Raw genomic sequence first — 19,488 nt, forward strand, 5'->3', positions numbered from 1 at the left:
GTGTACGGGATTCAGCGCTTGTGCTGCGCGTCCGCCACCGTGACCTCGACCCGCTGGAACTCCTTGAGTTCGCTGTAGCCGGTCGTCGCCATCGAGCGGCGCAGGGCGCCGAACAGGTTCATCGAGCCGTCCGGGGTGTGCGAGGGACCGGTGAGGATCTCCTCGGTGGTGCCCACGATGCCCAGGTCGACTAGCTTGCCGCGCGGCACGTCCTCGTGGACGGCCTCCATGCCCCAGTGGTGGCCGTGGCCCGGCGCGTCGGTCGCGCGGGCCAGCGGGGAGCCCATCATCACCGCATCGGCGCCACACGCGACGGCCTTGGGGATGTCGCCCGACCAGCCCACGCCGCCGTCCGCGATGACGTGCACGTAGCGGCCGCCGGACTCGTCCATGTAGTCGCGGCGGGCCGCGGCGACATCGGCGACGGCGGTGGCCATCGGAACCTGGATGCCCAGGACGTTGCGCGTGGTGTGCGCGGCGCCGCCGCCGAAGCCCACCAGGACGCCGGCCGCGCCGGTGCGCATCAGGTGCAGGGCCGCCGTGTAGGTGGCGCAGCCGCCCACGATGACCGGAACGTCCAGCTCGTAGATGAACTGCTTCAGGTTGAGCGGCTCGGCCGCACCCGAGACGTGCTCGGCCGAGACGGTGGTGCCGCGGATGACGAAGATGTCGACCCCCGCGTCCACGACCGCCTTGGAGAACTGGGCGGTGCGCTGCGGGGAGAGCGCGGCGGCGGTGACGACACCGGAGTCGCGCACCTCCTTGATGCGCTGCCCGATCAGCTCTTCCTTGATGGGCGCCGCGTAGATCTCCTGGAGGCGGCGGCTCGCGGTCGCCTCGTCGAGATCGGCGATCTCGTCGAGCAGCGGCTGCGGGTCCTCGTACCGGGTCCACAGACCCTCGAGGTTGAGCACGCCGAGGCCGCCGAGCTCACCGATGCGGATCGCCGTCTTCGGCGAGACCACGGAGTCCATGGGGGCGGCCAGGAAGGGCAGCTCGAAACGGTAGGCGTCGATCTGCCAGGCGATCGAGACCTCCTTCGGGTCCCGGGTACGCCGGCTCGGGACGATGGCGATGTCGTCGAACGCGTACGCCCTGCGGCCGCGCTTGCCGCGCCCGATCTCGATCTCAGTCACGTTGTGTGGGCCTTTCCCTCTACGTCTGCATGCTCCAGTATCCCCGACACACGGGCGAGGGGCGGCCCCGGGAACTCCGGGACCGCCCCTCGGGCGTTCTGCGGGCGTCAGCGCTTGTTGTAGTTCGGCGCCTCGACCGTCATCTGGATGTCGTGCGGGTGGCTCTCCTTGAGGCCCGCCGAGGTGATCCGGACGAACTTGCCGTTGGCCTGGAGCTCGGGCACGGTGCGGCCACCGACGTAGAACATCGACTGGCGCAGGCCGCCGACGAGCTGGTGGACGACGGCGGAGAGCGGGCCGCGGTAGGGCACCTGGCCCTCGATGCCCTCGGGGATCAGCTTGTCGTCGGTGGAGACGGTCTCCTGGAAGTACCGGTCCTTGGAGAACGAACGCTGGTCGCCGCGGGACTGCATCGCGCCGAGCGAGCCCATGCCGCGGTACGACTTGAACTGCTTGCCGTTGATGAAGAGCAGCTCGCCGGGCGACTCCTCGCAGCCCGCGAGCAGCGAACCGAGCATCACCGTGTCGGCGCCCGCGACGAGGGCCTTGGCGATGTCGCCCGAGTACTGCAGGCCGCCGTCGCCGATGACGGGGACGCCCGCGGCCTTGGCGGCGAGCGAGGCCTCGTAGATCGCGGTGACCTGCGGGACGCCGATGCCGGCGACGACGCGGGTGGTGCAGATGGAACCGGGGCCCACGCCGACCTTGATGCCGTCGACGCCCGAGTCGATGAGCGCCTGGGCGCCGTCACGGGTGGCGATGTTGCCGCCGATGAGGTCGACGCCCGAGGAGTTCGACTTGATCTTGGCGACCATGTCGCCGACCAGGCGGGAGTGCCCGTGCGCGGTGTCCACGACGATGAAGTCGACGCCGGCGGCGATCAGCGCCTGGGCGCGCTCGTAGGCGTCGCCCGCGACGCCTACGGCCGCACCGACGAGCAGCCGGCCGTCCTTGTCCTTGGCGGCGTGGGGGTACTTCTCGGCCTTGACGAAGTCCTTGACCGTGATGAGGCCCTTGAGGATCCCGGCGTCGTCGACGAGCGGCAGCTTCTCGATCTTGTGGCGGCGCAGCAGCTCCATGGCGTCCACGCCGGAGATGCCGACCTTGCCGGTGACGAGCGGCATCGGCGTCATGACTTCGCGCACCTGGCGGCTGCGGTCCGACTCGAAGGCCATGTCGCGGTTGGTGACGATGCCGAGCAGCTTGCCCGCCGAGTCGGTCACCGGGACGCCGCTGATGCGGAACTTGGCGCACAGCTCGTCGGCCTCGCGCAGCGTGGCGTCCGGGTGCACGGTGATCGGGTCGGTGACCATGCCGGACTCGGAGCGCTTCACCAGGTCGACCTGGTTGGCCTGGTCCTCGATGGAGAGGTTGCGGTGCAGCACGCCGGCGCCGCCCTGACGGGCCATGGCGATGGCCATGCGCGCCTCGGTGACCTTGTCCATCGCCGCCGAGAGCAGCGGGACGTTCACCTTGACGTTCTTCGACAGATAAGAGGAGGTGTCGATCTGGTCGGGCGCCATGTCGGACGAGCCCGGCAGGAGCAGGACGTCGTCGTATGTCAGCCCGAGCGTCGCGAACTTCTCGGGCACTCCGTCGACGTTTGCAGTCATGACACCTTCCCCAATGGCCTTGATCGGTGCGGATGTCCATGCTAACGGGCTGTGCGGGTGTCTCATTCCACGAGCAAGATCATCGGGATTCTTTGTACGTTCACACGTGGAGCCGGGGGGTCGCGCGGCTCCGCGTGCCCATGGTCCGCATGCCGATGGTCCGCATGCCGATGGTCCGCTCGCGTCGGTCCGCCTACGGCTCGGCCTATTGCTCGGCCAGGGCGCGCAGCCGGCTCAGGGCGCGGTGCTGGGCGACACGGACCGCGCCCGGCGACATGCCCAGCATCTGCCCGGTCTCCTCGGCGGTGAGCCCGACGGCGACCCTCAGCACCAACAGCTCCCGCTGGTTCTCCGGCAGGTTGGCGAGGAGCTTCTTGGCCCAGGCGGCGTCACTGCTGAGCAGCGCGCGCTCCTCGGGTCCGAGCGAGTCGTCGGGCCGCTCCGGCATCTCGTCGGAGGGCACGGCCGTCGAGCCCGGGTGGCGCATCGCGGCCCGTTGGAGGTCGGCGACCTTGTGCGAGGCGATGGCGAAGACGAAGGCCTCGAAGGGGCGCCCCGTGTCGCGGTAGCGCGGCAGCGCCATCAGGACGGCGACACAGACTTCCTGGGCGAGGTCCTCGACGAAGTGGCGAGCATCACCCGGCAGCCGGTTCAGGCGCGTGCGGCAGTAGCGCAGCGCGAGCGGGTGGACATGGGCGAGCAGATCGTGCGTGGCCTGCTCGTCGCCGTCGACAGCACGGTGAACGAGGGCACCGATGACCCCTTGCGCCGTAGCCTCGTCGTCGCGCATCGGTCCATGGTGCCCCGGGGCCGTCCCGTCCGCGGCACCGCGTCCGTAGTTGTGCACTGAAGCGTTATGAGCGGGTGCGCCGGAACCCATCCCCTGCACCCCCCTCCCGCTCGACCGACCTGTCCCCGAGGAACTCCACACCTACAAGGATGCGGCATCGCGGCGGAAGCAACACCTACTGCTGCCGTTCGCGGGGCGACCGGGCCCGTCCGCCGGGTGGCGGACGGGGCTCCGACCGGCTGTCTCACCTGCCGTCAGCGCACCAGGCCCCAGCGGAAACCGAGCGCGACGGCGTGCGCGCGGTCCGAGGCGCCGAGCTTCTTGAAGAGCCGCCGGGCGTGCGTCTTGACCGTGTCCTCCGAGAGGAAGAGCTCGCGGCCGATCTCGGCGTTGGAGCGTCCGTGGCTCATGCCTTCGAGCACCTGGATCTCCCGCGCGGTGAGCGTGGGCGCCGCGCCCATCTCGGCCGACCGCAGTCTGCGCGGGGCGAGCCGCCACGTCGGGTCGGCGAGCGCCTGGGTGACGGTCGCGCGCAGTTCGGCACGCGAGGCGTCCTTGTGCAGGTAGCCGCGGGCGCCGGCGGCGACCGCGAGCGCGACCCCGTCGAGGTCCTCGGCGACCGTGAGCATGATGATCCGGGCACCCGGATCCGCGGACAGCAGCCGACGGACGGTCTCCACGCCGCCCAGACCGGGCATGCGTACGTCCATCAGAATCAGATCCGAGCGGTCGGCACCCCAGCGGCGGAGGACTTCCTCGCCGTTGGCCGCCGTCGTCACACGCTCGACGCCGGGCACGGTCGCAACCGCGCGGCGGAGCGCCTCGCGGGCAAGCGGGGAGTCGTCGCAGACGAGGACTGATGTCATGGCCGCCCTCCGCAGCTGATGCGCGTCACCTTGAGCCTCCAGGCTGGGTACATGGGTCACCTGAGCGATTGGCGCTCTCGGACACTTGCCCGAGCGCTTGTTCTTTCAATCGCCTCCGCACTCTCAACGACGGTCACTCGAAAGAGTTACGGGTCCGGCGGGCACGTTCGGCACTCTACGTGAGGAAGCGTGCACACAGGAGAGTGTGGCGCGCCGCGGGCCCAGGTTTTGCTGCTATGCCCCATTTAGCGGCTTTTCTTCACTTTTGCTGGTGTCTGTGGCTACATTCCCAATGAGTCATATTTACATCTACTTACACAGGAGATGTACCTTCGTCGGTACGTACGTGTTCGGATGAGCCCTCGCGCGCACCCGTCCCGTACTGGCCCGCCCATCCGCCTCAGCACGGTTTCAAGGGGACAAGAGCAATGGCAGATTTCTCCCGCCTTCCCGGACCCAACGCCGATCTGTGGGACTGGCAGCTACTAGCGGCCTGCCGTGGAGTCGACAGCTCGCTCTTCTTCCACCCGGAGGGGGAACGCGGCGCGGCGCGGAGTGCGCGCGAGAGTTCGGCGAAAGAGGTGTGCATGCGCTGCCCGGTCCGGGCGCAGTGCGCGGCCCACGCCCTCGCCGTACGAGAGCCCTACGGAGTCTGGGGAGGGCTCACCGAGGACGAGCGCGAAGAGCTCATGGGCCGGGCGCGCAACCGCCTGGTGTCGGCCGCGGCTCCCATGGCGGGCGGCATGGAGGCGCCTTGACGGCTCGCGGAGCGAACCGGATCAGAAGAAACGTTCCTGCGCCGTTTGGCCCAGCGCCGCCCACCAAGTGACGGCTTGAGGCCGCATCCCCGGGCCGCATCCCGGGCCGCGTTCCCGTGGCCGCGCGCCACGGCGGCGGCTAGTCGCGCGACGCGGCCCTCGCCAACTGGTCCAGGGTGGCCTCGACGGCCGGGACCCGGGCCAGGTCGGGCAGCGTGAGCGCGACGATCTCCCGCTCGACGGCGGGCTCGACGGTGACCGTACGCGCACCCTTGGGCCGTACGGACTCGATGGCGAGCTCCGGCATCACCGCGACCCCCAGGCCTGCGCCCACGAGCCCGATCACCGCCGGATAGTCGTCGGTCGCGAAGTCGATCCGCGGCGTGAAGCCGGACTCCTCGCAGACCTCCACCAGTTGACGGCGGCAGCGCGGGCAGCCCGCGATCCAGGACTCCTCCGCAAGGTCCCCGATGGCGACGGCCCCGGCCTCGGCCAGCGGATGCCCCTGCGGGACCAGGCCGACCAGCCGGTCGACGAGGAGCGGGCGCACCACCAGGTCGTCCCACTCGGTGGCGTTCGAGCCGTAGCGGAAGGCGAGCGCGATGTCGCAGTCGCCCTCGCGCAGCATCTCCACGGAGCGCGGCGGTTCGGCCTCCACCAGGGAGACCCGGGTGCCCGGGTGGGCGGCGCGCAGCGCGGCGAGCGCGGTCGGCACGAGCGTGGAGGAGCCGCTCGGGAAGGAGACCAGGCGCACCCGGCCGGCGCGCAGGCCGGCGATGGCCGCGACCTCCTCCTCGGCCGCGGTCAGCCCGGCCAGGATGCCGGAGGCGTGCCGGACCAGGACCTCGCCGGCCTGGGTCAGACGCATCTCGCGGCCGGTGCGGATGAGCAGGGGGGTCCCCGTGGAGGATTCGAGGGCCTTCATCTGCTGGCTGACAGCGGGCTGGGTGCAGCCCAGCTCGCGGGCCGCCGCCGAGAAGGAACCGGTGGCGGCGACGGCGCGCAGGACGCGGAGATGACGGGCCTCGATCATTCTTCGAGCATAAGCGCATTTTGGAGTCATCGAGAAAAATTCGATCGCGTCTTTGAGTTCGATTCGGCTAGCGTTCCGCCATGGAGCTTCTGTCTGTGAACGTGGGCCGCGCGAGGGCCGCCGCCTACACCGATGCCGAGAGCGGCCGCACGGGCGTGGACAAACGCCCGGTGAACACCGCCGTCCGGGTGTTCGCGCCCGGCCCGCGCGGCGTGGGCGCCAGCGGCGTGGAGGGCGACGACGTCTGCGATCTGCGCTTTCACGGCGGCGACCACCAGGCCGTCTACGCCTATGCCCGCGAGGATCTGGACGCCTGGGAGAAGGAGCTCGGCCGCGCACTGCCCAACGGCTCGTTCGGCGAGAACCTCACCACGTCCGGCGTCGACGTGAACGACGCCCGGATCGGCGAGCGCTGGCGGGTGGGGCGCTCCGCGGTCCTGGAGGTCGCCTCCGGACGCATCCCCTGCCGTACGTTCGCGGGCTGGCTCGATCAGAAGGGCTGGGTCCGGCGCTTCACACAGGCGGCGGTGCCCGGCGCGTACTTCCGGGTGATCCAGCCGGGCGAGATCCAGGCGGGTGATCCGGTCGAGGTGATCGAACGACCGGATCACGAAGTTTCGGTCGCCTTCTGGTTCCGTGCGTTCACGACGGAACGGACGCTGATGCCGCGCGTTCTCGCGGCGGGCGACGCCCTGGAGCCCGATGCGCACGACATGGTGCGGACATACCTCGCGAAGCACGGTTCCTAGCGGGTTCTCGGCGGGTTCTCGGCGGGCTCCCGGCGAGTTCCCGGCGAGGTCGCGGCGGGTTCCCGGCAGGAAGCGGCGCTTCGGGTCCGGCTCGGGGCGGCCGGAGCCCCGGCGAACCGGTGCGGAGCGGTGAAGACCTGCCGGAGGGATCGGTCACGGCCCGTGAAGACCGGCGAAGAAGCGCCGCTATTGCGGCAGTTCATGGCGGTCGACACCAGTTCGGCGGCGGGGCGGGGCCGGTCATCGGGCGCTGAGCGGGGGCATTAACGTGCGCCTATGACGACTGCACTGATTACGGGAGCGACGGCCGGCATCGGTGCCGCGTTCGCGCGGCGCCTCGCGGCCGATGGGCACGATCTGGTGCTGGTGGCCCGGGACGGCAAGCGGCTGAGCGAGCAGGCCACCGAACTGCACGACCGGCACGGCATCGAGGCCGAGGTGCTGAGCGCCGACCTGTCCACGGAGGACGGCATCGCCGCGGTCGAGGAGCGGCTCTCCCAGCCCCGCCGGCCGGTCGATCTCCTGGTCAACAACGCCGGGTTCGGCAACAAGGGCCGCTATCTCGAAGTGCCCATGGCGGACGAGCTGACCATGGTGAAGGTACACATCGAGGCGGTCCTGCGGCTGACCTCGGCGGCGACCGCTTCCATGCGCGAGCGCGGCCGCGGCGGAGTCGTCAACGTGGCGTCGGTCGCGGCGTTCGTACCGCGCGGCACCTATGGCGCGTCCAAGGCGTGGGTCGTGCAGTTCACCCAGGGCGCGGCCCGGGACCTGGCCGGGACCGGCGTGCGGCTCATGGCGCTGTGCCCCGGGTTCGTGCGGACCGAGTTCCACCAGCGGGCCGGCATGGGCACCGACAACATCCCGGGCTGGATGTGGCTGGACGCCGACAAGCTGGTGGCCGCCGCCCTCACCGACCTCGCGCGCGGCAAGTCGCTCTCGATCCCCGACCCGCGCTACAAGGCGCTCATGGGCGCGGTGAAGCTGGCGCCGCGCGGCCTGCTCGGCGGGATCACCTCCAAGACGGGCCGCAAGTACGGCCCCCAGTAAGCCGCGCGACAACCCGGCCTGGTCCCACCCGGGAGGCCGCGCGGCACCCCGCGTGGTCTCACCCGCCCTCGTCCATGCGGACCGCCGGACCGGCGGGGTCGAGCACGAGCGTGCAGGTCGTCCCGTCCGGCCAGCTCACGGCGACGGTGTGGCCGGTGACCTCGATGCCGGCGAGGGTGTGGGCCGGTGCGGGCTCCGGTTCCGCCGTGAGGGAGGCGAGCGCGACGAACAGGGAAGGCGCGGTTCCCGTTGCGCCGTGGAGCGCCCGGACCTGTGAGCCGTGGCCGAACAGGGTTGATCCCGCGGCCAGTTGGCACGGCTCGCCCGCGTACCCGTGCACGGGATGGAGCTGTGCGGTGTGCCCGGGGGTGACGGCCCAGCCGGTCTGGCGGACGGGGGTGCCGGGGACGGCGCCGACGACCAGATGGGCGCGGACCTCGGCGCGCCCGTGCGCGAGGGTGACCGAGACGATCCGTACACCGGGCGGGCCCGGCCGTGGCTCGGACAGCGATGCGGCCCAGCCCGGTCCGTGGCCCAGCGGGACGGCGGGGCCCCGGGTGGTGGACGCGCCCTGAGACAACAGCCCGAAGTGGTTGTCGGGCACACCCTGCGAGGTGGGGCCGGTGCGGGTCGAGTAGGCGAAGCGGGCATAGCAGGGGTCCTCCTCCTTGCCGCCGCCCACATGGTTGTTGCTGCCGTGGTTGTGGAGGCGGACCAGGCCGTCCGCCGCGGTCGACTGGATCAGCAGGCCGGGCGGGCCGAGGGTGCGGGTGGCGTCCTCGGTCTCGGCGGGCAGCGGCTCCTCGACCGCCGTCCAGGCCGGATGCTCGGGCGGCAGGAGCAGGCCGAGGTAGCCCTTGGCGGCCCAGTACGGCGATGCCGGTCCCGAGTAGTGCTGGATCACCGGCGGATACGGGCCGTGCCAGCCCAGCGTGAGCAGGCCCGCCGTGTCGGTGGCGCCTTCGCCGGCGGGGCGGTCGAGGAAGTACTTCAGGGTCCCCGAGGCCAGACGGCGGGTGGCGCCGGGGCTGAGCGGGGTGTGGCCGGTGAGCGTACCGAGCCAGGGTGCGGCGGCGGCCGCGAAGCGGTAGGTGAGCGAGCGCCCGTACGGCATCGGTGCGCCGTCGGCACCGAACAGGCGGCTGTGGGCGTCCAGTTGGTCGTGCAGGCGGGGGCCGTAGCGGGCCAGGAGGTCCTGGTCGCCGGCGAGATGGGCGTGCAGAACGGGATAGAAGTGCAGGGCCCAGGCGTTGTAGTGGTCGAAGGAGCGGTTCGGCCCGTCGCTGTACCAGCCGTCGCCGAGGTACCACTGGTCGATCCGTTCCAGGGCGCGCTCGATGGTGGCCGCGGCCCGGTCGGTCTCGATGCCGGCGTCCTGGAGGAATCCGGCGACGGTGAGGCCGAACAGCCACCAGTTGTTGTCGACCGGGGACGGGCCGAGGGTGGGCAGCAGCCAGTCGACGGCCCGTTGGCGGACGCGGTCGTCGAGCCCGTCCCAGAGCCAGGGGCGGGTGAGCCGCAGCCCCAGGGCGACGGAGGCCGACTCGACGACGGCCTGCGGGACCTGGGTGGGCTGCGGCCAGGCGTCGGGAGACGCCGCGTCCAACGCACCGCTGGGAAGCGGGTGCCGGGTGCCCGAGGCCAGGCCGTCGGCGTACCGCTCCAGATGACCGTGGGGATCCTCGCCCCCGGCGCCGGCCACGCGGAAGGCGGCCAGCAGCCAGGTGCGGGCGTACCCTTCGAGCCCGTCCGAGCGCGGCCCCGACCAACTCGGCCGCGCGCCGGGCAGGTTGATCAGACCCAGACCGGGCGATGCGTGGGGGCGTACGGCCAGCAGGAGCCGGTCCGCCGACCGCTCCCAGTGCTCGCGGGTCCAGCCGGTGTACGGGCTGAGCGCACGGTTCTCCGGCGCGACGGGCATGGTGCGATGCTCCTCGGTGGCGGGGCGGGGGCGGTGGCGCACGGGCGGGGCCGGGCGAGGTGGGGGCCGGGTCGGGGTCATCGGGTCCGCGCGAAATATCTGGGAACTTAGAACCCGATTTGATCGAACGTCAATGGATCAGACCGAATGATCGAAACTCCCGTCGTTCGATCACGCCGTACTAGGGTCATGGCCCACCGGGCCACCACACCGCGAAGGGGATGCCGCCGTGCGTGAAAGCGCTGCTGAACGTCATGACCGACTGCTGGACGTGGTGCGCCGGCACGGCTCGGCCCGGGTCTCCGAGCTCGCCGTCCACTTGGGGGTCTCGCCGGTGACCGTGCGGCGGGACGTGGAGTTCCTGGCCACCGAGGGGCGGCTGGACCGGGCGCACGGTTCGGTGTCCTGGCCGGGCGCGGGCGAACCCGGCCCGACGGCCGCCCGGCCCCCGGCCACCCCGCACCACGACCGCGCCCCGGCCACCGGCGCCGCCCCCGCCACCGGCTTCCGCTCGCGCTCCGGCTCCGGCTCCGGCTCCGGCTCCGGCTCCGGCTCGCGCGAGCTCGTCATCGGCATGCTGGCGCCCAACGCCACGTACTACTTCGCCGAGGTCATCCGGGGCGCGCACGAGGCGGCGGCCGCGGCGGGGGCGCGGCTCGTCCTGCGGATCTCGGACTACCGGCCGCAGGAGGACGCGGGCCGGGCGGCCGGGCTGCTCGCGGCCGGGGCCGACGGCCTGCTGATCGCGCCGGGCTGGAAGGAGCCGGGCGACCCGGTCGAGCACGGGGCCTGGATCGCCGGACTCCCGGTGCCGACCGTGCTCCTGGAGCGGCGCGGGGTGCCGGGACGCGAGCTGGACGACCTGGACCGGGTCTGCTCCGACCACAGCCACGGCGTGCTCATCGCGGTGCGCCACCTGCTGGGCCTTGGACACCCGACGCCCCTGCTCGTGGCGCGGTCCGACAGCCCCACCGCGATCGCCGTGCGGGCCGGATACCGGTACGCGCTCGGCGCGCTGGGCCTCACGTCGCCGCTCCCGGTGATCGATTCGGTCTCGGCGGAGGCCGATCCGAACGGCTTCGAGGGGGCCGTGCGGGCACTGCGCGGCGCGGTCGCCGACGGCCGGGCCACGGCGGCGCTCGTCCACAACGACGTGGACGCCATCCGGATCGTGCAGCGCCTGGCCGAACTGGGCGTGCGGGTGCCGGACGACCTGGCCCTCGTGGCGTACGACGACGAGGTGGCGGCCCTCGCGGACATCCCGCTGACCGCGGTGGCCCCGCCCAAGCACGAGGTCGGGCGGTACGCGGCCGAGCTGCTGATCGAGCGACTGCGCGGCGCCGCGGTGGACGGCGCAGGTGTCGGCGTCGGCGAGGGCGCTCCGCGGCGCCATGTCGACCTGCTGCCGAGGCTGCGGGTACGCGCCTCGTGCGGGGCTCCCCCCGAGCCCCTGCGCGTCCCGTGAGCACCTCGGGGCGTCCCGGGAGCACCGGGGGAGCGCCCCGAGGGCACCCATGAGCGTTCAATCCTGACGCACGACCATTCAATCTTTCTCTGATCTTTTTTCGATCAATCGAACTTTCGCTCTTGACTTCGGTCAGAACTGGGCCAAGGATCGCGGCCATCGCCTCGTCCCCTCCCGTTCAGGAGCCGTTCCGTGAGCCGCAGTTGGACCAGATCGACCTCCGCCCTCGTCGGTACCGCCACCGCTCTCGCCGTGCTCACGGCCTGCGGCGGCGGGGACAGCAAGACGAGCGATGCGGGCAAGGGCACCGCCGACAAGCCCGTCACCATCACCTTCTGGGCCTGGCAGAAGGGTTCGAAGGATGTGGTGGACGCCTTCAACGCCTCGCACAAGAACATCAAGGTGAAGTTCGAGGAGATCCCCTCGGGCAACGCCGGCGGCTACGCCAAGATCTCCAACGCGGTGAAGGCCGGCAATGCGCCCGATCTCGTGACCGTCGAGTACCCGATGCTCCCCGAGTTCGTCAGCCAGGGCTCGTTCCAGGACATCAGCACGTACGTCACCGACGACGTGAAGAAGCAGTTCCTGCCGCAGGCGATCCAGCAGACCACGCTCGGGGGCAAGAACTGGGCGATCCCCTTCGACGCGGCGCCGCAGGCGTACTTCTACCGCAAGGACTTCTTCGACAAGAACCACATCGAAGTCCCCAAGACCTGGGACGAGTTCAAGGCGGCCGCGCAGAAGGCCAAGGCCGCCGACCCCAAGGCCCGCATCGGCACGTTCTTCCCCGACGACCCGACCACGTTCGAGGCGATGGCCTGGCAGGCCGGCGCCCAGTGGTTCAAGGCCGACGGCGACACCTGGAAGCTCAACACGGCCGACGCGGCCACGAACAAGGTCGCCGACTACTGGCAGGGCCTGCTCGACGACAAGCTGGTGCAGAACGCGGTCTCCTTCAGCCCCGAGTGGACGGCCTCCCTCAAGGACGGCTCCACCGTCGGCTACCTCGGCGCCTCGTGGGGCGCGGGCGTGCTCGGCGGGACCGTGCCGGACCAGAGCGGCAAGTGGGCGGTGGCCCCGGTCCCCACCTGGGACGGCAAGCCCGCCAGCGGCATGCTCGGCGGCTCCACCTGGGCGGTGACCAAGGGCAGCACCAAGACGACGGCCGCCCTCGAATTCGCCCAGTGGATGTCGACCACCGAGGCGGGCATCGACGCGCGCATCAAGTCCGGTACGTCGAGCGCCTTCCCGGCCGACATCGCGCTGCGCCCGGCCGCCAAGAAGGCGTTCGACGCGAAGTTCTACACCGGCCAGGACGTCTACCAGCTCTTCGACGCCGCGGGCGGCTCGATCAACGCCAACTGGGGCTGGGGCCCGAGCATGGGCACCACGAACACCACGCTCAAGGACCAGCTCGGCAAGGTCGCCGGCGGCTCCGTCACGATCAAGGACGCCATCAAGGCCGCCCACGACGCCACGGTGACCGAGCTGAAGAAGCGCGGGCTGAAGGTCGAGGGCTGACCGGATGAGGACGAAGCGGCGTCCCGCGCAACGCGCCGGGGCGGAAGGCGGAGCGGAAAGCGGGACCCGGCGCGTGCCGGACCCGACGGGCGAGGAAGGCCACCGTCCGGCCCCGGCGGACGAAGACGGCACGGCAACCCCCCGCGCCGCGGCCGCCGGTACGCCCGGGTCCGGCCCGGCCGGCCGCAGGGCCCTTCGCGTCCGCGGGGCGCGCAGCCGTACCAACGCGGCCGCCGGCGTGCTGCTCGGCCCGTTCTTCGTCCTGTTCACCGCCGTGACGCTGGTGCCGATCGGGTACGCGATCTGGCTGAGCCTGTTCACGGAGAAGCAGTCCGGTCTCGGCTTCGGCGGCGCCACATCCGTGTTCAGCGGGCTCGACAACTACACGGCGGCGCTCGGCGACCGGGCGTTCCGCGAGGGCTTCTGGGTCCTCGCCGGCTACTGCGTCGTCTACATCCCGCTGATGGTCGGCGGCGCCCTCGCGCTCGCGCTGCTGCTCGACTCGACGCTGGCCCGCGCCCGGCGCTTCTTCCAGCTGGCCCTGTTCCTGCCGCACGCCGTGCCCGGCATCATCGCCGCGCTGGTCTGGGTCTACCTCTACACACCGGGCCTCAGCCCGGTCGTGAAGGCCATGAACTCCGGCGGCATCGGCTTCGACTTCTTCTCCTCCAGCGGCACGCTCCCCTCCGTGGTCAACATCGCCCTGTGGGAATGGCTCGGCTACAACATGGTCATCTTCTACGCGGCGCTCCAGGCCATCGACCGTTCCGTCCTGGAGGCGGCCACCGTGGACGGCGCGGGCGAGTGGCGCACCGCGTTCGGCATCAAACTCCCGCTGATCCGGAGCTCGTTGGTGATGGTGGCGCTGTTCACCGTCATCGGCTCGCTCCAGCTCTTCACCGAACCGCTGATCCTCAACCAGGGCGGCAGCTCGACGGTCACCACCACCTGGACGCCCAACATGTACGCCTACACCGCCGCGTTCAGCCGCAACGACTACGGCCTCGCCGCCGCCGCGGCCGTGCTCCTCGCGCTCGCCGCGGCCCTGCTCTCCTTCGTCGTCACCCGCCTCACCAACCGGAAGGGGGCCACGGCATGACCTCCCCCACGGCAACCGAAGCGAACGCCGCCCCGAGGACCGCCGGGCACACGGGGGCCGCCACCCCGCCGCGTACCGCGACGCCGGACCGGTCACCGAGCCGCTGGCTGTCGCGCACCGCGGTCAACGGCGCGCTGCTGCTGTCCGTCCTCTACACGCTCTTCCCCCTGGTGTGGCTGGTCACGGCCGCCACCAAGGACACCGGAAGCCTGCTGTCCGGCGAGGCCTTCTCCTTCAAGGGCTTCGACCTGGGCCACAACCTGTCGCAGCTGGCGTCCTACAACGACGGCGTCTACTTCCGCTGGTACCTCAACTCCCTTCTCTACGCGGGCGGCGGCGCGGCGATCTGCGCACTGGTCTCCGTCGCCGCGGGGTACGCCTTCGACAAGTACGCCTTCCGCGGCAAGGAGAAGCTGTTCGGTGTCGTGCTGCTCGGCGTGCTCGTGCCGACCACGGCGCTCGCCCTGCCCATGTATCTCCTGGCCAGCAAGGTCGGCCTCGTCAACACGTACTGGTCGGTCCTGATACCCGTTCTGGTCAACCCGTTCGGGGTGTATCTGTCGCGCGTGTTCAGCGCGAGCTACATCCCGGGCGAGGCGCTCGAAGCCGCCCGTATCGACGGCGCCGGCGAGCTGCGCACGTTCTGGTCGATCGGCCTGCGCATGGTGATGCCGGGCTTCGTGACCGTCTTCCTCTTCCAGTTCACCGCGATCTGGAACAACTTCTTCCTCCCCCTGGTCATGCTCAGCGACCAGAAGCTCTTCCCGCTGAGCCTCGGTCTGTACGCCTGGAACAGCAACACCCATGCCGAGCCGAGCTATTACCCTCTCGTCGTCACCGGCTCCCTCCTCGCCGTCATCCCCCTGATCGTCGCCTTCGTCTCCCTCCAGCGGCACTGGAAGGCCGGGCTCACCGCCGGCAGCCTCAAATGACCGGCCCGGACACCCAGTTACCCCCGGCCAGCGCCTCGTGAGGAGCCCGAGTCCCACCATGCACCACACCACTGACAATCGGCCCGCCCTGCTGCTCGCGATGGGCCCCGGCATCGCCGGCCGGCTCCTCACCGAGCACCACCGCACCCGGCTCGCCGCCCTCACCCGCACCGACCCGCACCTGGTCGCACACGAGCTGGCGGCGCCCGCGGGCCCGGTCGCGGAGGCCCTCGCCGAGGCCGAGGTGCTGCTCACCTGCTGGGGCGCTCCCCCGCTCACCAAGGACGTCCTGGAAGCGGCCCCGCGGCTGCGCGCGGTCGTCCACGCCGCGGGCTCCGTCAAGCACCACATCACCGACGCCTGCTGGGAGCGCGGCATCGCGGTGACGTCGGCCGCCGCGGCCAACGCCCTCCCGGTCGCCGAGTACACGCTGGCCGCGATCCTCTTCGCGGGCAAGGAGGTGCTGCGCTCCGCCCAGCGCTACGCCGAGCTGCGCACCGCTCCCGCGTGGCTGAGCGAGACCGAGCACACCGGCAACTACCGGCGCACCGTCGGCCTGGTCGGCGCGTCCCGCATCGGACGGCGCGTGATCGAGCTCCTGCGCCCCTTCGACTTCGAGGTCCTCCTGTACGACCCGTACGTCGGCGGAACCGAAGCGGCGGCCCTGGGCGTTGAACAGGTGTCCCTGGACGAGCTGTGCGCCCGCAGCGGCGTCGTCTCCGTCCACGCGCCCCAGCTCCCCGAGACCCGCCACATGATCGACGCCCGCCGGCTCGCCCGGATGCCGACGGGTGCCACGCTGATCAACACCGCCCGCGGCTCGCTGGTGGACGAGCCGGCCCTGCTGGCCGAGCTGCTCTCGGGCCGCCTGCACGCGGTCCTGGACGTCACCGACCCCGAACTGCCGCCCCGGGAGAGCCCGTTGTACGACCTGCCCAACGTCCTGCTGACCCCGCACATCGCCGGCTCGCTCGGCAACGAGCTGTACCGGATGGCGGACCTGGCCCTGGACGAGGTGGAGCGCTTCGCCTCCGGCCTGCCGTTCGCGGACCCGGTCCATCCGATGTCGCTGGGGCACTCGGCGTAGGCGGTCCGGCGTACGCACATGCCGAAGGCCCGGCACCCCCCGAAGGGGATGCCGGGCCTCTACCGCGTGCGGCTACCGCTGACGGGGTGCGTCAGTGGGAGTGGCCGTGGCCGTGACCGGCCTCGGGCTCCTCCTCGGCCGGCTTCTCGACGACCAGGGTCTCGGTCGTGAGCAGCAGGGACGCGATGGAGGCGGCGTTCTCCAGGGCGGAGCGGGTGACCTTGACGGGGTCGATGACGCCGGCCTTGACCAGGTCGCCGTACTCGCCGGTCGCGGCGTTGAAGCCGAAGCCCTTGTCGAGCTCGCTCACCTTGGAGGTGATGACGTAGCCCTCGAGGCCGGCGTTCTCGGCGATCCAGCGCAGCGGCTCGACGACGGCGCGGCGCACGACCGCGACACCGGTGGCCTCGTCGCCGGTCTTGTCGAGGTTGCCCTCGAGGACCTTGGCGGCGTGCACCAGGGCGGAGCCACCACCGGAGACGATGCCCTCCTCGACCGCGGCGCGGGTCGCGGAGATGGCGTCCTCCAGACGGTGCTTGCGCTCCTTGAGCTCGACCTCGGTGGCGGCACCGACCTTGATCACGCACACGCCGCCGGCCAGCTTCGCGAGGCGCTCCTGGAGCTTCTCGCGGTCCCAGTCGGAGTCCGTGGCCTCGATCTCGGCCTTGATCTGGTTGATCCGGCCCTCGACGTCGCCGCTGTTGCCGCCGCCGTCGACGATCGTGGTGTCGTCCTTGGTGATGGTGACGCGGCGCGCGGTGCCGAGCACCTCGAGGCCGGCCTGGTCGAGCTTGAGGCCGACCTCTTCGGCGATGACGGTCGCACCGGTGAGGGTGGCGATGTCCTGGAGCATGGCCTTGCGGCGGTCGCCGAAGCCCGGGGCCTTGACGGCCACGGCGTTGAACGTGCCGCGGATCTTGTTGACGACCAGGGTGGAGAGCGCCTCGCCCTCGACGTCCTCGGCGATGATCAGGAGCGGCTTGGAGGCGCCGGCCTGGATGACCTTCTCCAGGAGCGGCAGCAGGTCCTGGATCGAGGAGATCTTGCCCTGGTTGATCAGGATGTACGGGTCGTCGAGGACGGCCTCCATACGCTCCTGGTCGGTGACCATGTAGTGGGAGAGGTAGCCCTTGTCGAAGGCCATGCCCTCGGTGAACTCAAGCTCCACACCGAAGGTGTTGGACTCCTCGACGGTGATGACACCGTCCTTGCCGACCTTGTCCATGGCCTCGGCGATGAGCTCGCCGATCTGCTTGTCCTGGGCGGACAGCGCGGCGACGGCGGCGATGTCGGTCTTGTCCTCGATGGGACGGGCGGTCGCGAGGAGCTCCTCGGACACGGCCTTGACCGCGGCGTCGATGCCCTTCTTCAGGGCGGCCGGGGAGGCGCCGGCGGCGACGTTGCGCAGACCCTCGCGGACGAGCGCCTGGGCCAGGACGGTCGCGGTGGTGGTGCCGTCACCCGCGATGTCGTTGGTCTTGGTCGCCACCTCCTTGACGAGCTGGGCGCCGAGGTTCTCGTACGGGTCGTCGAGCTCGACCTCGCGGGCGATGGTCACGCCGTCGTTGGTGATGGTGGGGGCGCCGAACTTCTTGTCGATGACGACGTTGCGGCCCTTGGGGCCGATCGTCACCTTCACCGTGTCGGCAAGCTTGTTGACGCCGCGCTCAAGGGCGCGACGGGCGTCCTCGTCGAACTTCAGGATCTTCGCCATGGGAGCGGTTCAGCCCTCTCGAAAACTCGGGTTAATGACACTGCGCCCCTCGCCGCCCGGCAATCAGCGGGGTGACCAGGGGCGCAGCTCTCAAAGCATTCGCTTCGGTGAATTACTTCTCGATGATCGCGAGCACGTCGCGAGCCGAGAGGACGAGGTACTCGTCGCCGTTGTACTTCACCTCGGTGCCGCCGTACTTGCTGTACAGCACGACGTCGCCGACCTTGACGTCGAGCGGCAGACGCTCGCCGTTCTCGAAGCGGCCCGGACCCACGGCGAGGACGGCGCCCTCCTGGGGCTTCTCCTTCGCGGTGTCCGGAATGACCAGGCCGGAGGCCGTGGTCTGCTCGGCGTCGAGCGGCTGGACCACAATGCGGTCCTCAAGCGGCTTGATGGCAACCTTGGAGCTGGCGGTCGTCACGATCCGGTCTCCCCCTTCGGAGATCTCACGGGGTTAACTGTTTGGGGTGGCGACCAGGTGGATCCGTCGTCGCGGGTGCCGGACCTGCCCGTCGCTGTGTTGGCACTCTCCGGTGGGGAGTGCCAGAAGCGAGACTAGGACGGCGGTTAGCACTCGGTCAAGCGGAGTGCCAATCTCGCGCCTGCGCGCCGGATCACCCCGAGAGCGCCGGGCCGTCGGCTCCGTACACGGAACACGAGCTTCGGACCGTCAACCGGCTTACAGAGGGCGCGAGTTGACCCGCGAGGGGCGCGGCCGCCGACGGGCGAGCTGTGGGTGACGAGGGGCCGGGCGCCCGGAAACGGTCAGAGATAGTCCTCGATGCGGCCCACGGTGAAACCCCGCGACCGGATGTGTTCAAGGACCTGCGTGGTCATGCGGGTGAGGCCGGCGCTCCGGCCGGGTCCCCGCAGCTCGGCCCGCACGATGTCACCGGGACGCAGGACCCGGGCGCCCTCGGCGTACCGCAGGCCGTCGGCCGTCATCGTGACGCGGGCCAGCACCATCGCGCTCAGCCCACACTCCTTCGCGGCGCGTACGGTGCGCGCGTCGTAGGACCCGTACGGCGGCCGGAACAGTCTCGGGCGCCGCCCGTAGCGCGCGGCCAGCCGGTCCTGCTGGCCGCAGATCTCCGCCCGCTGGCGCCCGTAGGTCAGGGTCCGCAGATCGGGGTGGCCGAGGGTGTGGTTGTAGATCCCGGCACCCAGGGCGCGCAGGGCGTCGATCCGGGCGCGGGCGGACACGGCGGCGGCCGCCGCACCGGTGTCGGCGGCGGTACCGGCGTCGGCGGCGGGAGCGACACCCCGGTCGAGGTCGGCACCCCGGTCGAGGTCGGCACCCCGGTCAAGATCGGTACCCCGGCCGGAACCGGCACCCCGGTCCGCCCCGGCACCCCCGTCGGCGCCGGTGAGGAACAGGGCGACGGGCAGCTTGAGGTCGCGGATCATGCGGGGGAAGGCGGGGTCCGTGACCGGCCCGTCGTCGAAGGTCAGGAACACGACCTTGGCCCGCACCGGGACGCGGTCGACGACGAAGGGCACCCCGGGCCCGCCCCGGGGCGCCACCGGCCGGGGCGCGGGCGCCAGGGGGGCGGCGAGGCCCCAGCGCCGGGCGGCGACCGTGCGCGCGTCCGACCCGGGGGGCGGCACGGCGTGCTGGGCGGCCTTGCGCCCGAGCCGTTTGAACGGGGCGACGGGCGCGGTCGGTTCCGAGCACCCGGCCAGCGGCCCGAGCAGCGCGCCGGCCGCGAGCAGTCCGGCCAGGGCGGCCCGGAACCGGCGCGCCCGCGTCACCT

General features: G+C 71.3%; 17 protein-coding genes. 8 read left to right on the forward strand and 9 right to left on the reverse strand.

Translation table 11 applies throughout. The features are described from left to right. Nucleotides 1-11 precede the first annotated feature (11 nt). From OG432_RS12635 to OG432_RS12650, 4 genes are all read right to left on the reverse strand, one after another. On the reverse strand, nucleotides 12-1,136 hold the full coding sequence (locus OG432_RS12635) for a GuaB3 family IMP dehydrogenase-related protein (RefSeq protein WP_328310849.1): 1,125 nt from the start codon (nucleotides 1,134-1,136) through the stop codon (nucleotides 12-14). Between the two features lie 107 nt (nucleotides 1,137-1,243). After that, nucleotides 1,244-2,749, reverse strand: coding sequence for an IMP dehydrogenase (gene guaB / locus OG432_RS12640; protein ID WP_328310851.1), 1,506 nt, complete (start codon nucleotides 2,747-2,749; stop codon nucleotides 1,244-1,246). A 205-nt stretch (nucleotides 2,750-2,954) separates the two neighbouring features. Continuing rightward, complete coding sequence (locus OG432_RS12645; protein WP_267055859.1) at nucleotides 2,955-3,539, reverse strand: sigma-70 family RNA polymerase sigma factor; 585 nt, start codon at nucleotides 3,537-3,539, stop codon at nucleotides 2,955-2,957. Between the two features lie 254 nt (nucleotides 3,540-3,793). Next, the gene (locus OG432_RS12650; protein ID WP_003948568.1) at nucleotides 3,794-4,405 is read right to left on the reverse strand and encodes a response regulator transcription factor; all 612 of its coding nucleotides are present in this window, start codon (nucleotides 4,403-4,405) and stop codon (nucleotides 3,794-3,796) included. Between the two features lie 428 nt (nucleotides 4,406-4,833). On the opposite strand from OG432_RS12650, the gene OG432_RS12655 reads away from it, so the two are divergent. Then, on the forward strand, nucleotides 4,834-5,163 hold the full coding sequence (locus OG432_RS12655) for a WhiB family transcriptional regulator (RefSeq protein WP_328310856.1): 330 nt from the start codon (nucleotides 4,834-4,836) through the stop codon (nucleotides 5,161-5,163). A gap of 139 nt (nucleotides 5,164-5,302) precedes the next feature. On the opposite strand, the gene OG432_RS12660 is transcribed toward OG432_RS12655, so the two are convergent. Next, on the reverse strand, nucleotides 5,303-6,196 hold the full coding sequence (locus OG432_RS12660) for a LysR family transcriptional regulator (RefSeq protein ID WP_328310858.1): 894 nt from the start codon (nucleotides 6,194-6,196) through the stop codon (nucleotides 5,303-5,305). A gap of 80 nt (nucleotides 6,197-6,276) precedes the next feature. Between OG432_RS12660 and OG432_RS12665 the strand changes: the two genes are divergently transcribed. Beyond that, on the forward strand, nucleotides 6,277-6,945 hold the full coding sequence (locus OG432_RS12665; protein ID WP_328310860.1) for an MOSC domain-containing protein: 669 nt from the start codon (nucleotides 6,277-6,279) through the stop codon (nucleotides 6,943-6,945). A 276-nt stretch (nucleotides 6,946-7,221) separates the two neighbouring features. Beyond that, nucleotides 7,222-7,995 carry an SDR family NAD(P)-dependent oxidoreductase gene (locus OG432_RS12670; RefSeq protein WP_328310862.1) on the forward strand — a complete coding sequence of 258 codons (774 nt, stop codon included), beginning with the start codon at nucleotides 7,222-7,224 and terminating at the stop codon, nucleotides 7,993-7,995. A gap of 58 nt (nucleotides 7,996-8,053) precedes the next feature. On the opposite strand, the gene OG432_RS12675 is transcribed toward OG432_RS12670, so the two are convergent. Continuing rightward, complete coding sequence (locus tag OG432_RS12675) at nucleotides 8,054-9,916, reverse strand: DUF2264 domain-containing protein (protein ID WP_328310865.1); 1,863 nt, start codon at nucleotides 9,914-9,916, stop codon at nucleotides 8,054-8,056. A 229-nt stretch (nucleotides 9,917-10,145) separates the two neighbouring features. Here OG432_RS12675 and OG432_RS12680 point away from each other — a divergent pair, with 229 nt between their 5' ends. The 5 genes from OG432_RS12680 to OG432_RS12700 all read left to right on the forward strand — a co-directional run bounded on the left by OG432_RS12680 (nucleotide 10,146) and on the right by OG432_RS12700 (nucleotide 16,020). After that, the gene (locus OG432_RS12680) at nucleotides 10,146-11,381 is read left to right on the forward strand and encodes a substrate-binding domain-containing protein (RefSeq protein ID WP_328310867.1); all 1,236 of its coding nucleotides are present in this window, start codon (nucleotides 10,146-10,148) and stop codon (nucleotides 11,379-11,381) included. Between the two features lie 192 nt (nucleotides 11,382-11,573). Beyond that, complete coding sequence (locus OG432_RS12685) at nucleotides 11,574-12,902, forward strand: ABC transporter substrate-binding protein (protein WP_328310869.1); 1,329 nt, start codon at nucleotides 11,574-11,576, stop codon at nucleotides 12,900-12,902. A gap of 73 nt (nucleotides 12,903-12,975) precedes the next feature. After that, nucleotides 12,976-14,001 (forward strand): carbohydrate ABC transporter permease, encoded by a 1,026-nt coding sequence (locus OG432_RS12690; RefSeq protein ID WP_443058379.1) that lies wholly within the window; start codon nucleotides 12,976-12,978, stop codon nucleotides 13,999-14,001. After that, on the forward strand, nucleotides 13,998-14,933 hold the full coding sequence (locus OG432_RS12695; protein ID WP_328310871.1) for a carbohydrate ABC transporter permease: 936 nt from the start codon (nucleotides 13,998-14,000) through the stop codon (nucleotides 14,931-14,933). Before OG432_RS12690 ends, OG432_RS12695 begins: the two co-directional genes overlap by 4 nt. A 58-nt stretch (nucleotides 14,934-14,991) precedes the next feature. Next, nucleotides 14,992-16,020: a hydroxyacid dehydrogenase gene (locus OG432_RS12700; RefSeq protein WP_328310873.1), complete on the forward strand. Its 1,029-nt coding sequence runs from the start codon at nucleotides 14,992-14,994 to the stop codon at nucleotides 16,018-16,020. 91 nt (nucleotides 16,021-16,111) lie between these two features. On the opposite strand, the gene groL is transcribed toward OG432_RS12700, so the two are convergent. The 3 genes from groL to OG432_RS12715 form a co-directional block, all read right to left on the reverse strand. Then, complete coding sequence (gene groL / locus OG432_RS12705; protein ID WP_328310875.1) at nucleotides 16,112-17,734, reverse strand: chaperonin GroEL; 1,623 nt, start codon at nucleotides 17,732-17,734, stop codon at nucleotides 16,112-16,114. A 112-nt stretch (nucleotides 17,735-17,846) separates the two neighbouring features. Beyond that, nucleotides 17,847-18,155: a co-chaperone GroES gene (groES, locus tag OG432_RS12710; protein WP_004955293.1), complete on the reverse strand. Its 309-nt coding sequence runs from the start codon at nucleotides 18,153-18,155 to the stop codon at nucleotides 17,847-17,849. 344 nt (nucleotides 18,156-18,499) lie between these two features. Continuing rightward, nucleotides 18,500-19,486 carry a polysaccharide deacetylase family protein gene (locus OG432_RS12715; protein ID WP_328310878.1) on the reverse strand — a complete coding sequence of 329 codons (987 nt, stop codon included), beginning with the start codon at nucleotides 19,484-19,486 and terminating at the stop codon, nucleotides 18,500-18,502. Nucleotides 19,487-19,488: the final 2 nt, after the last annotated feature.

Source organism: Streptomyces sp. NBC_00442, assembly GCF_036014195.1.
GTDB lineage: Bacteria > Actinomycetota > Actinomycetes > Streptomycetales > Streptomycetaceae > Streptomyces.

Coding starts and splice junctions, on each gene's coding strand:
- guaB (WP_328310851.1), bottom strand. CDS start 2,749: ATGACTGCAAACGTCGACGGAGTGCCCGAGAAGTTCGCGACGCTCGGG.
- OG432_RS12645 (WP_267055859.1), bottom strand. CDS start 3,539: ATGCGCGACGACGAGGCTACGGCGCAAGGGGTCATCGGTGCCCTCGTT.
- OG432_RS12650 (WP_003948568.1), bottom strand. CDS start 4,405: ATGACATCAGTCCTCGTCTGCGACGACTCCCCGCTTGCCCGCGAGGCG.
- OG432_RS12655 (WP_328310856.1), top strand. CDS start 4,834: ATGGCAGATTTCTCCCGCCTTCCCGGACCCAACGCCGATCTGTGGGAC.
- OG432_RS12660 (WP_328310858.1), bottom strand. CDS start 6,196: ATGATCGAGGCCCGTCATCTCCGCGTCCTGCGCGCCGTCGCCGCCACC.
- OG432_RS12665 (WP_328310860.1), top strand. CDS start 6,277: ATGGAGCTTCTGTCTGTGAACGTGGGCCGCGCGAGGGCCGCCGCCTAC.
- OG432_RS12670 (WP_328310862.1), top strand. CDS start 7,222: ATGACGACTGCACTGATTACGGGAGCGACGGCCGGCATCGGTGCCGCG.
- OG432_RS12675 (WP_328310865.1), bottom strand. CDS start 9,916: ATGCCCGTCGCGCCGGAGAACCGTGCGCTCAGCCCGTACACCGGCTGG.
- OG432_RS12695 (WP_328310871.1), top strand. CDS start 13,998: ATGACCTCCCCCACGGCAACCGAAGCGAACGCCGCCCCGAGGACCGCC.
- OG432_RS12700 (WP_328310873.1), top strand. CDS start 14,992: ATGCACCACACCACTGACAATCGGCCCGCCCTGCTGCTCGCGATGGGC.
- groL (WP_328310875.1), bottom strand. CDS start 17,734: ATGGCGAAGATCCTGAAGTTCGACGAGGACGCCCGTCGCGCCCTTGAG.